The organism is Caldimonas thermodepolymerans (assembly GCF_015476235.1).
GTDB lineage: Bacteria > Pseudomonadota > Gammaproteobacteria > Burkholderiales > Burkholderiaceae_C > Caldimonas > Caldimonas thermodepolymerans.
Genome location: NZ_CP064338.1, coordinates 3,426,821 through 3,438,231, shown reverse-complemented (window position 1 = coordinate 3,438,231; position 11,411 = coordinate 3,426,821). Strand labels below are relative to the sequence as shown.

The following is an 11,411-nucleotide window of genomic DNA, read 5'->3' as shown; positions in this document are numbered from 1 at the left end:
TTGCCACCCCGCGTGATCAGCAGGCAGAGAACGTTTCAATCGTCGCACTCGTGAGGGCGCGACCTGCTCGATGTCGATGATGGTGCCGAACTCCCGGACGTTTCAACCCACGCGCCCGTGAGGGCGCGACCGGCCTCGGAGTCGGCCTGGCCGGCCCACTGGATGTTTCAACCCACGCGCCCGTGGGCGAGGATGCGTTGACGTTCCTCATTGATCCAGCTTGTGCAGGGCTTGGCGGCGAGATGGCTGTCGAGGCGATTCCGCAGCGCATCCAGGCTCGGGCCTGCTGCTTCGTCTCTCGGAGGCTCACCGCGAACGCGGCGGTAGAAGTTGTCGGTGTCGACGAAATCAGCATCGACAAGACAGGAGAAGACCATCCGCAGCAGAAGAGACAACTGGAAAGCTCTGTATCGAGGATCGGGATGTGCGGTGAATCCTCGGGGCAGGCTTACCTGCCCGGGAAGCTGCAGTTCTTTTTCCCAGCCAGGCAGCAACGGGGGCAGGTGTCTGTCGACATAGTCTTGCGACAGCCTCTCGCTCAGCGACGAGCGAGCTTCTCCGGTTCTGCCGTTGGCAAGTCCCGCGTGATGTCCCGCGATCCCGTAGGCCACGAGCGTGCCAACAGGCCCATACCGTTCTTGCGCGATACGGGCACCCCAGGTGGCATGGTCCACGCGACGAAGGTCCCCGCTCAACAGGTTCTGGAAGTCACGGGTGTACTTGCCTATGTCGTGAAGCAGGCCCGCCACGTAGGCTGCAGCATCGGCGCCGAAAGTGCCTGCTCGCTTCGATGCGCCCAGTGCTGTTCCCAGCAGGTGGTCCGCTAGCCGCTGCCAGTCGGCCTTATCGCGGCGGTTGGTTGAATGGGCGTAGAAGTCCATGGTCGGTGGTTCAGATGACTGCCGGGTTTCGGGCCTCATTTCATGACCGAGGTCTACAGCAAGACTCCAGCCGCACCCAGTTCTTGCCAGAGCGGTCGCTTTCCCCGTCGGGTGCCTGCAGCTCCTGCGCGCTGAACCACAGCCCGGGCAGTTCGTGGCGCATACCGGAAGACGATTGACTCTTGTCAAGACGCCAGCCGCCCCCCTCCTTGTCCCAGACGATGGGGACCTCAAGCCGGTCGCGCAGCAGGGCCAGGTCGCGCTTGAGGGTGGCCGGCGAGATCTCGAGCGCCCGCAGCACGGCGTCGCGCTTCACGCAGCGTCCGCTGTCGAGCCACGTCTTGAGCTTGTACAGGCGCTCGGTCTGGCCCATCCCCGTCTCTCACCGTCCGGAATCTTTTTGTCACAAAGACCTTACTGCGAGCGGGGGGCCAGCGGCTATCCCCCTTGGGAGTGATCGCCAGCGTGAAAAAAGCCCTCGGGGACTCGCGTCCGCGGGGGCGGGCAAGGGCAGGCGTGGTGCGCTTACTGCTTGATCGCTTCGATCTGGATCAGCACGCGCACGTTGTCCGGGGCGACGGCGGGCAAGCCGTAGTTGATGCCCCACTGGCTGCGCTGGATGGTGGCCTCGAAGTCGCCGCCGCAGGCCTCGCGCTTGAGCATTGGGTGTTCGATGCAGGCGAAGTTGGTGGCCTTGAACGTGACCGGGTGGGTCTTGTCCAGCAGCGTCAGGTTGCCGGTGACTTCGGTCAGTTGGTCGCCGTTGAAGACGAACTTGTCGGCGACGAACTTGGCGGTCGGGAAGGCGCCGGTCTTGAACAGGTCGTCGCTCTTGAGGTGACCGTCGAAGCGCGGCACGCCGCTGTTGACCGAGGTCATGTCGATCGTGAACTCGGCACGGCCGGTCTTGGCGGCGCGGTCGAGCTGGATCGTGCCTTCCTTCTTGTCGAAGCGCGCCCGGATGGTGGACATGCCCAGGTGCCGCACCTCGAAGCTCACGAAGGTGTGGTTGGGGTCGATGCCGTAGGTGGCGGGCTCGGCGTGCGCAGCGGCTGCGGCGGCCAGGACGGCGGCGGCGATGAGGGTGTGCTTCATGAGTCTCGGTTCCTCGGGTGGTTGGGTGTGTGGATGAAGACGAAGGCGCATCACAGCGGCGCGACGCCGGTGAGCGCGAGCTTGAACTTGACCTGCACGTCGTTGGCGACCATGGAGGTGTCGGCCCAGTCGCCATCGCCGATCTTGAACTCCAGCCGCTTGAGCGTGAAGGCGCCGGTGGCGGTGGTGGTGCCGCCGGCCTGCGCCAGCGTCACGGGCACCACCAGGTCGCGCGTCTGGCCCTTGATGGTGAGCTTGCCGGCCACGTCGAAGCGCTGCGGGCCGGTGGCCTTGATCGAGGTCGACTGGAAGCGCGCCTGCGGGAAGCGCTTGGTGTCGAACCACTCGGGCTTGGCCAGCTCGGCTTCGGTCTCGGGCACGCCCAGCGCCGCGCTGCCCAGGTCGACGGTGAAGGCGATCGACGAGGTCTCGGGCTTCTTCGGGTCGAACTGCACCTGCGCGTCGAACGTCCTGAAATGGCCTTCCACCGGCACGCCCATCTGCGTGCTGACGAAGACGATCTCGCTCTGGGCGGGCACGAGCTTCTGCTGGGCCCAGGCGGGGGCCGCGATCACGGCGGAAGCGGCAAAGGCAAGGAAGAGCTTTTTCATCGGAACTCCGGAAGGTCTGGCATGGGCCCGGTTCTGCGGTGCCCCCTCAAGCGCGGCCGGGCAGCATGCGCGCGAGCAGGCCGTCGCGGTCGATCAGCTGGTGCTTGATCACGGCGGCCACGTGCAGCACGACCAGCGTGGCCAGCGCATAGGCCAGCGCGCCGTGCCAGGGCTTGATGGCCTGCGCCAGGGCGCGGTCGGGCGAGACGAAGTCCGGCAGCTGCAGCACGCCGAACCACACGATCGGGAAGCCCGCCGCCGAGCTGTAGGCCCAGCCGACCAGCGGCACGGCGAAGAACAGCAGGTACATGCCGTGGTGGGTGGCGTGGTGCGCGATGCGCTGCCAGCCGGGCATGCTGCGCAGCACCTGCTCGGGCAGCGGCGGCGGGCGGCGCCACAGGCGCCACAGCAGGCGCAGCGCCGACAGCGCCAGGATGGTCACGCCCGCCCACTTGTGCCAGTTGTAGTACTTCAGCCGCGCCGGGGACATCGGCAGGCTGGTCATGTACACCCCCAGGCAGAAGGTGCCGATGATGGCGAGGGCCAGCAGCCAGTGCAGGGCGATCGCCGGGCCGGAATAGCGGGCAGCAGCGGGTTGGGTCATGTCGTTGAAAATCTCTGAAGGCTCGCGGGCGGCGGTGGCCGGTTCGCAGGGCGCACGCCGCCAGCGTGAGCCGCAAGCATAAGAGTGTGCCTCGGCGATTTGGTTCACGTCCCTTGACCGGATCGTTCGAAGGCTTTGAAACCGGACCTTGGGCCGGCCCCGGCTTTGCGGCACACTGCGGCGTTTTGACTTGCGGCAGGATCAGGAATCGGTGATGAAGTGCGAAATGCGGCTGCGGCCGGCGTGCGTGGGACTCGGTCTGTGGGTGGCCGCCTGGTCGGCCGGCGCCCAGGCGCCAGCCGGGCTGGCCGACTGCGCCGCGATCGAGGCCGACGCCGAGCGGCTGGCCTGCTACGACCGCGTGGCCGGCCGCAGCGCGCCGGTGCCGGCGCCGGCAGCCGCCCAGGCTCCGGCCGCCGAGCCGCCTGCCCGCGTGACGATGCCCGCGCCGCTGCCGGCCGAAGCCGCGCCGGCCGACGAGGCGCCGCAGGCCGCCAGCGCCGGCTCGGGGCTGCGGCCGCGCAGCGCGCAGAGTTTCTGGTCGGCGTTCTGGGAGCTGGACCGCGCCGACAAGCACGGCACCTTCCGGTTCAAGTCGTACCGGCCCAACTTCATCCTGCCGGTGCACTACACCAGCCACATCAACCGCGACCCGCAAAGCCCGACGCGGCCGTCCGACGGCGAGCCGAACGACTACAAGCAGATCGAGACCAAGCTGCAGATCTCGCTGCGCACCAAGATCGCGCAGAGCGTGCTGCTGCCCGATGCGGACATCTGGTTCGGCTACACGCAGCAGTCGATGTGGCAGGTGTGGAACCGCAAGGAGTCGTCGCCGTTTCGCAGCACCGACTTCGAGCCCGAGCTGATCTACGTGGTGCCGGTGCCCAAGCCGCTGCGCCTGCTGCCGCACGGCTGGGAGTTCCGCATGGTGCATGCGGGGCTGGCGCACCAGTCCAACGGGCAGTCCGAGCCGCTGTCGCGCAGCTGGAACCGGGTCTACGTCGCTGCCGGCCTGGAAAAGGGCGAGGTCAGCATCCTGGCGCGCCTGCACAAGCGCCTGCCGGAAGACGGCGACGATGACGACAACCCGGACCTGACCCACTACCTCGGCCGCGGCGAGGTCACCGTGGCCTGGCTGCCGGGGCGCGCGACCGCGTCGCTGCGCTGGCGCAGCAACCTGCGCGACGTCAAGCACGGCTCGTGGCAGCTGGACTGGACCTACCCGGTCGACAGTGACCACCCCGAGGGCCTGCGCTGGTACGTGCAGCTGTTCTCCGGCTACGGCGAGACGCTGCTGGACTACAACCGCCAGCAGCACAGCCTGGGCGTCGGCATCACGCTGTTCCAGTTCTGAGCCGCGGGCTCAGGCCGGCAGCGTCACGCGCTGGTGCCGGCGCAGGAAGTCCAGCGTCGCCAGCGCCGCGTCGGTGGTGAACTCCTCGCCGCGCAGCAGCTCGACCACCTCGTCCAGCGGCAGCAGGCGGTGTTCCATCACCTCGCCGTCGGTGGCGCGCGGGCGGAAGTCGCGCGGCAGCTCCAAATCGAAGACGTGCACCACCTCGAGCTGCACCCCTTCGAGGATGTCGCAGTGCAGCTTCACGCGGCCGCAGTGCCGGGCCTGGCGCGCCAGCGGCTCGGGGATGCCGGACTCCTCCCAGCACTCGCGCACCATCGTCTCGTACGGCGTCTGGTCGTGCGGCACGCCGCCGGCGACCAGGTTGTCCAGACGGCCGGGGTCGACCGACTTGGTCAGGGCGCGCCGCGAGATCCACAGGTGGCTGGGGCGGCCGTGCTCGTCGCAGACGTAGCCGTTGAGGTGGGCGCCGAAGGTCAGCGTGCCCCAGAAGCGCGCCGAGGCGCGCTCGATCAGCGCCAGCGGGGCGGCGCCTTCGTCCTCGACGATGGCGTAGGTCTCGTCGCGCCAGGCGCGGATCAGGCCCAGTTCGCGCAGCGCCGCGTTGGTGGCGGCCAGCGCCGCGCTGCGCTGCGCCGGGGTGGCCAGCGCGTCGTCCATGTGCGCGCGGTCGGCCTCGACCTGCAGCCAGGGGGCATGTGCGGCCAGCGCGTCGAGGTGCTCGCGCGCGACGGTGCCGACCGGCTTGCCGGCGATGTGGAAGGGCAGCAGGCGGTCGCGCTGCAGGCGGCGCGCGGCGTGCAGGGCAGGGCAGTCGAAGGGAAGGCTGGACATGCCCTGCAGTGTAGAGGCGACGTCGCGGCCTGCCCGGCTTACAGCTCGTTGGTCAGCCGGTTGCCGTTGTGGCGTTCCGGCAGGGCGACGACGGTGTGGTCGCCGTTGTCCGGCACGATCACCAGCGTGACGTTGGAGCGGCTGGGCAGCGTGATCGGCTCCGAGCGGTAGCGCACGGTCTTGTCGTCGGCCAGCGTGAACTGGATGCGGCAGGCCCCGGAATTCACGACCACCGGGTCGTCCATCGCTGCGTCGCTGTCGTAGCCAAGCCCGCTGACGATCGGGTCCTCGTCGCGCAGGTCGGTGACGCCGGAGGCGGTCACGTAGACGTCCACGGCGCCGAGGCTCGAATCGGCATGGAACACGCGCAGGTGCGAGCGGCCCGACGGGGCCTCGTCGCTGTTCTCCTCGATGAACAGCATCTTGGCCGTGCTGGGACCGTAGGCCAGCGCCGTGGTCCAGGTCCCGGGCTCGAAGTCGTACGTGGCCGAAACCTCGCCCATGGCGTTGGTGTTCACCATGCGGACGGTGCGGCGTCCCTGGTCGAGCGTGCGGATCTGGCTGATCCGGCCGCCGTTCTCCAGTCCCGAGAGCACCCGGGTCGAGCCCAGGTAGACGTTCACCGCACGGTAGTTCAGCGTGCCGTTGACGAAGCGCAGGCGCGGCAGGTCGTCATCGTCGTCGCCGGAGCCGCCGCCGCAGGCGGGCAGCACGGCGGCGCCGGCCAGGCCGAGCGCGGACAGCGTCCACTGGCGGCGGGTGATGCCGCATCGGACACCGGAGCGTTGCTTTTCGGACATTGAAAGGGTTCCTCCCGGTCAGGTCGCCGGGCGCCGCGACGCCCGGTGAGCGTTGCACACGAAAGCGCAGATTGTTGCCGAGCCGCGCATGTCGTGTGCGCCGTTTCGGTAACGGAGACGACCGCCTGTCTGCCGCACGCGACAGCGCGCGGCACGGCATGCCGGCCCGGGCCGCGCGAGCGGTGCTCCCTGGATGGAAGGAGGGGGCTACAGCCCCACCGCCGAACACGAGAACATGCTGCCGATGGCCAGGGGCTTGACCAGGTCGCGCACGTGCTTGCCGTCGTCCGGCCACAGGCCGGGGATCACCAGCTTCAGCGACCGCGAGTACTGGAGCGACGCGCCGCGGACGTCCCCGGTGGCGCAGTTCACCGCATACATCGCGGGGCTGAGCATCTGCGCCAGGTGCAGCAGCTGCTCGGTGGGGGCGTCCGGTGCGTCCCAGGCGGGATGCGGGGCGGCCTCCGGGAGGTGGCGCAGCTGCACCCAGCCGACGCCCTGGCCGTCCCGGGTCTTCCGGATCGAGCGCACCGGGACCGAGAGCACCTCGCCGTTGCGGAACGAGATCGGGACCGCGAGCGCATACGGTGCTGGCTTGGCGCGATCGCACAGGTCCTGGATCGCCGCGTTCGGTTTGCCCGGCGGGGTCCACCAGGCCTCGACCATCTCGACCGAGGGCGAGGGGCCCGTGGTGGCCTGCTCGGAGGGGTTGCGCGCCAGCAGGGCCGCTTCGGTCGCGGTGCGGGCGAACCGGCCCGCCGCCTGGAGGATGGCGTGCCGGTTCCCGCCGCAGGTCATGAAGATGCGGCGCGCCCCGTACCCGTCGTGACTCGAGAGGGGGGAGGTGACGATCAGCTGGATCACGCCGCCTTCCCGCCACAGCGAGGCCTCGTCGTAGCGCGCGGCGTCGTCGAACAGGGCCGGGAAGGGCTGGAGGTTCACGGGCGCCTGCGTCGCCGCCGCCAGCTCGCTGGCCGACACCCTGCGGTCGTAGGGCTGCAGGTCCTCGAAGCGCATCGGCCGCACGCCCAGCTCGCGTTCGACCCGCTCGGCTTCCTCGGCCGCTTGCCCGCGCTCCTGGGCAACCGGGTCGGCCCCCGCGGGCAAGGCGCAGGCCGCTGCCAGCGCGACCGTCGCCAGGCGTGCGAGCCGGCGTGCCGGCGTCCGGGTGAGCGTGGGAAGCGAAGGGAGCATGCAGGATTTCCTTGAGCAGTGGGTGGGGCGCGAGGATAGCAGCGCCCGGATGGAGGCACTGGCGCGTCGCCTTGCGCATGCAGCCGGCCGGGACGGTCGCGGCGCCGGGCGGTGCGGTCCGGCGAGGTCCGGGGACATCCCTGTGAGGACTAACCCCGAAGCTCGTGTTTCCCCCCGTAGGAAGCGGAAAACGCCATGCCTAGACTGGGCAGCCGTTCCGCATACGGAACGCGTGTCCGACATATCGAACCGCGTGTTCGTCGCACGGAGTCTGATGAGCCAATCGACCGTCACTGCCATGCCTGCCTCGCCGGTGTCGTCGATGCCCTCGGGCGATGCCGGCCGCGACCGGCACCCTCCGGCCGGCCTGGTGCCTGCGGTGGTGCGCGCCTTCGCGGTGCTGGACCTGCTGGCCGGCGAGCGCGAACCCATCGGGCTGTCGCGCATCGCCTCGTCGCTGGCCCTGCCCAAGAGCAGCGTGCACGCCCTGTGCCGCACGATGGCCCAGCTGGGCTACCTGCGCCGCTACGAGGACGGCAGCTACTTCATCGGCGCCCGGGTGCTCGGGCTGGCGCATGCCTTCAGCGCGCACACCCAGGTGGTCGACGAATTCCACCGCATCTGGAGCGAGCTGGGCCAGCGCCCGGAGGAGACCATCATCCTCTCGGTGCTGGACGGCGCGGACATCGTCTACGTCGCCGCGCGGCCCGGCAGCCACCCGCTGGGGCTGGCCTTCCACGTGGGCATGCGCCTGCCCGCGCACCTGGCTGCCACCGGCAAGTCGATGCTGGCCTTCCACGAGCCGGCCGCGGTGCGCGAGCGCCTGCCGGCCCTGCTGCACCCGATGGTGCAGGGACGCCAGCCGGTCCCGATCGACGTCTTCCTGCAGGAGATGGCCGAGACGCGGGCGCGCGGCTACAGCATCGACGACGAGGGGGTGCGCGAAGGCATCTACTGCTACGGCGCGCCGGTGTTCGGCGCGGCCGGCCTGCCGGTGGCCGGCGTCGGGGTGTGCATCCCCAAGGCGCTGCTGCCCTCCAGCGGCGAGCGGCTGCGCGGCGTGGTGATGCGCGTCGCGCGCCAGTTGTCGGAACGCATCGGCGGGCGCGTCGCGCCGGCCGCGTTTCCCGGATCCACGAGCTGACGAGGCTGCAACCCGATGGACATCATCCTCGAGACACGCGCCCTGACGAAGGAGTTCAAGGGCTTCGTCGCGGTCAACAAGGTGGACCTGCAGGTCCGCCGCGGCACGATCCATGCGCTGATCGGCCCGAACGGTGCGGGCAAGACCACCTGCTTCAACCTGCTGACCAAGTTCATCACGCCGACGTCGGGCCAGATCCTGTTCAACGGCACCGACATCACGCACGAGAAGCCGGCGCACATCGCGCGGCGCGGCATCATCCGCTCGTTCCAGATCTCGGCGGTGTTCCCGCACCTGACGGTGCTGGAGAACGTGCGCGTCGCGCTGCAGCGCAAGCTGGGCACCTCGTTCCACTTCTGGAAGCCCGAGCGCTCGCTGTACGGGCTCAACGACCGGGCGATGGAGCTGCTGCGCGAGGTCGACCTGGACCGCTACGCCGACCTCGCCACGCACGAGCTGAGCTACGGGCGCAAGCGCGCGCTCGAGATCGCCACCACGCTGGCGATGGAGCCGGAACTGATGCTGCTGGACGAGCCGACGCAGGGCATGGGCCTGGAGGACGTCGAGCGCGTGCAGCACCTGATCAAGAAGGTGTCGGCCAACCGCACCATCCTGATGGTGGAGCACAACATGAGCGTGGTCTCCAGCATCGCCGACACCATCACCGTGCTGCAACGCGGCGCCAAGCTCGCCGAGGGCCCCTACGCCGAGGTCTCGCGCAACCCGGACGTGATCGAGGCCTACATGGGCAGCGCCAGCACCGAACTGCAAGGAGCGCATTGATGGGCGTCGCCAGCGCATGCACGCACAACCTTCGTGGAGCCGACCGATGAGCGACAAGAAGCGCATGCTCGAAGTCCAGGGCCTGCACGGCTGGTACGGGGAGTCGCACGTGCTGCACGGCGTGGACTTCCACGTCGACGAGGGCGAGGTGGTGACGCTGCTCGGGCGCAACGGCGCCGGGCGCACCAGCACGCTGCGCGCGATCATGGGCCTGATCGGCTCGCGCAAGGGCTCGGTGAAGATCATGGGCCAGGAGTCCATCCAGCTGCCGCCGCACCGCATCGCGCGGCTGGGCGTGGGCTACTGCCCCGAGGAACGCGGCATCTTCTCCAGCCTGTCGGCCGAGGAGAACCTGATGCTGCCGCCGGCGATCGCGCCGGGCGGCATGGGCCTGGACGCGCTGTACCAGATGTTCCCCAACCTCAAGGAGCGCGCCGCCAGCCAGGGCACGCGGCTGTCCGGCGGCGAGCAGCAGATGCTCGCGGTGGCGCGCATCCTGCGCACGGGTGCGCGCCTGCTGCTGCTCGACGAGATCTCCGAGGGCCTGGCCCCGGTGATCGTGCAGAAGCTCGCCGAGGTGGTGCGCACCCTGCGCCAGCAGGGCTACACCATCGTGATGGTGGAGCAGAACTTCCGCTTTGCCGCACCGCTGGCCGACCGCTTCCTGGTGATGGAGCACGGCCGGATCATCCAGTCGTTCACACAGGCCGAGCTGCCCGAGCGCATGCACGACCTGCACGAATACCTCGGCGTCTGACCAGAGGACTTTTCCACCTCCCCAACCAATGAAGGAGACATCGATGACACCCAGGAAACTTGCTGCTGCCTGCACCTTGGCTTGCGCCGCCCTGGCCATGGGCACGCCCGCCCAGGCCCAGATCTCCGGCGATGTCATCCGCATCGGCTTCATCACCGACATGTCCGGCCTGTACGCGGACATCGACGGTCCGGCCGGCGCCGAAGCCATCCGGATGGCGATTGCCGACATCGGTGGCCAGATCGAGGGCAAGAAGATCGAGCTGCTCACCGCCGACCACCAGAACAAGCCCGACGTGGCCGCGGCCAAGGCGCGCGAATGGTTCGACCAGCAGGGCCTGGACCTGCTGATCGGCGGCACCAACTCGGCCACCGGCCTGTCGATGGCCGGCGTGGCGGCCGAGAAGAAGAAGCCCTTCATCGCCATCGGCGCGGGCACCTCGGCGCTGACCAACGAACAGTGCTCGCCCTACACCATCCACTACGCGTATGACACGGTGGCGATGGCCAAGGGAACCGGCAGCGCGGTGGTGAAGGCAGGCGGCAAGAGCTGGTACTTCCTGACCGCCGACTACGCGTTCGGCGCCGCGCTGCAGAACGACACCGCCGCGATCGTGAAGGCCTCGGGTGGCACGGTGGCCGGCTCGGTGCGCCACCCGCTGTCGGCCAGCGACTTCTCGTCCTTCCTGCTGCAGGCCCAGGCCAGCAAGGCGCAGATCCTCGGCCTGGCCAACGCCGGCGGCGACACGATCAACAGCATCAAGGCCGCCAACGAGTTCGGCATCACCAAGTCGATGAAGCTCGCCGGCCTGCTGATGTTCATCAACGACATCCACGCGCTGGGCCTGAAGGCCACGCAGGGCATGTACATGACCGACAGCTGGTACTGGAACCGCGACGACGAGACGCGTGCCTGGAGCCGCAAGTTCTTCGACAAGATCAAGCGCATGCCCTCGTCGATCCAGGCGGCCGACTACTCCGCCGCATGGCAGTACCTGAACATCGTCAAGTCGATCAAGACCGACGACGCGGACAAGGTCATGGCCGAGTTCCGCAAGGTCAAGATCAACGACATGTACGCCAAGGACGGCTACGTGCGCCCGGACGGCCGCATGGTGCACGACATGTACCTGCTGCAGGTGAAGTCGCCCGACAAGTCCAAGGAGCCCTGGGACTACTTCGACGTGGTCTCGGTGATCAAGGGCGAGGACGCCTTCACGACCAAGGCCGAGTCCAAGTGCGCGTTGTGGAAGTGACGGCGCCGCGGTGCGGCGCAGGCCCGCGGGAGGCGGCGCGCGCCGCCCTCCCGGCGGGCCGATGCCCCCTCGGGCGGCCTGAGGCCGCCCCGAGGGCTG

At 69.1% G+C, this 11,411-nt stretch carries 13 protein-coding genes; 5 read left to right on the top strand and 8 right to left on the bottom strand.

Features of this window, described 5'->3' with window-relative positions; all coding sequences use genetic code 11:
• Positions 1–167: 167 nt before the first annotated feature.
• From IS481_RS16275 to IS481_RS16255, 5 genes are all read right to left on the bottom strand, one after another.
• Entirely contained in the window at positions 168–881 is a 714-nt protein-coding gene (locus tag IS481_RS16275) for a CRISPR-associated endonuclease Cas3'' (protein WP_104356218.1), read from the bottom strand.
• A 40-nt stretch (positions 882–921) separates the two neighbouring features.
• The gene (locus IS481_RS16270) at positions 922–1,254 is read right to left on the bottom strand and encodes a hypothetical protein (protein WP_104356217.1); all 333 of its coding nucleotides are present in this window, start codon (positions 1,252–1,254) and stop codon (positions 922–924) included.
• A gap of 152 nt (positions 1,255–1,406) precedes the next feature.
• On the bottom strand, positions 1,407–1,976 hold the full coding sequence (locus tag IS481_RS16265) for a YceI family protein (RefSeq protein WP_104356216.1): 570 nt from the start codon (positions 1,974–1,976) through the stop codon (positions 1,407–1,409).
• 50 nt (positions 1,977–2,026) lie between these two features.
• On the bottom strand, positions 2,027–2,587 hold the full coding sequence (locus IS481_RS16260) for a YceI family protein (protein ID WP_104356215.1): 561 nt from the start codon (positions 2,585–2,587) through the stop codon (positions 2,027–2,029).
• A 46-nt stretch (positions 2,588–2,633) separates the two neighbouring features.
• Positions 2,634–3,191, bottom strand: a complete 558-nt coding sequence (locus IS481_RS16255) for a cytochrome b (RefSeq protein ID WP_104356214.1) — start codon at positions 3,189–3,191, stop codon at positions 2,634–2,636.
• A gap of 247 nt (positions 3,192–3,438) precedes the next feature.
• On the opposite strand from IS481_RS16255, the gene IS481_RS16250 reads away from it, so the two are divergent.
• Complete coding sequence (locus IS481_RS16250) at positions 3,439–4,545, top strand: phospholipase A (protein WP_232529338.1); 1,107 nt, start codon at positions 3,439–3,441, stop codon at positions 4,543–4,545.
• A gap of 9 nt (positions 4,546–4,554) precedes the next feature.
• Here IS481_RS16250 and IS481_RS16245 read toward each other — a convergent pair whose 3' ends face one another.
• From IS481_RS16245 to IS481_RS16235, 3 genes are all read right to left on the bottom strand, one after another.
• On the bottom strand, positions 4,555–5,379 hold the full coding sequence (locus IS481_RS16245; protein ID WP_104359025.1) for an NUDIX hydrolase: 825 nt from the start codon (positions 5,377–5,379) through the stop codon (positions 4,555–4,557).
• Positions 5,380–5,417: 38 nt separating this feature from the next.
• Entirely contained in the window at positions 5,418–6,179 is a 762-nt protein-coding gene (locus IS481_RS16240) for a DUF4397 domain-containing protein (RefSeq protein ID WP_104359026.1), read from the bottom strand.
• A 207-nt stretch (positions 6,180–6,386) separates the two neighbouring features.
• The gene (locus tag IS481_RS16235) at positions 6,387–7,373 is read right to left on the bottom strand and encodes a hypothetical protein (RefSeq protein WP_104359027.1); all 987 of its coding nucleotides are present in this window, start codon (positions 7,371–7,373) and stop codon (positions 6,387–6,389) included.
• Positions 7,374–7,647: 274 nt separating this feature from the next.
• Here IS481_RS16235 and IS481_RS16230 point away from each other — a divergent pair, with 274 nt between their 5' ends.
• The 4 genes from IS481_RS16230 to IS481_RS16215 are packed head-to-tail and all read left to right on the top strand — an operon-like array spanning position 7,648 to position 11,312.
• The gene (locus IS481_RS16230) at positions 7,648–8,517 is read left to right on the top strand and encodes an IclR family transcriptional regulator (RefSeq protein WP_232529337.1); all 870 of its coding nucleotides are present in this window, start codon (positions 7,648–7,650) and stop codon (positions 8,515–8,517) included.
• Positions 8,518–8,532: 15 nt separating this feature from the next.
• Entirely contained in the window at positions 8,533–9,300 is a 768-nt protein-coding gene (locus IS481_RS16225) for an ABC transporter ATP-binding protein (RefSeq protein WP_104359028.1), read from the top strand.
• Positions 9,301–9,346: 46 nt separating this feature from the next.
• Entirely contained in the window at positions 9,347–10,057 is a 711-nt protein-coding gene (locus tag IS481_RS16220; RefSeq protein WP_104359029.1) for an ABC transporter ATP-binding protein, read from the top strand.
• Positions 10,058–10,100: 43 nt separating this feature from the next.
• Positions 10,101–11,312, top strand: a complete 1,212-nt coding sequence (locus IS481_RS16215; RefSeq protein WP_104359030.1) for an ABC transporter substrate-binding protein — start codon at positions 10,101–10,103, stop codon at positions 11,310–11,312.
• Positions 11,313–11,411 lie beyond the last annotated feature (99 nt).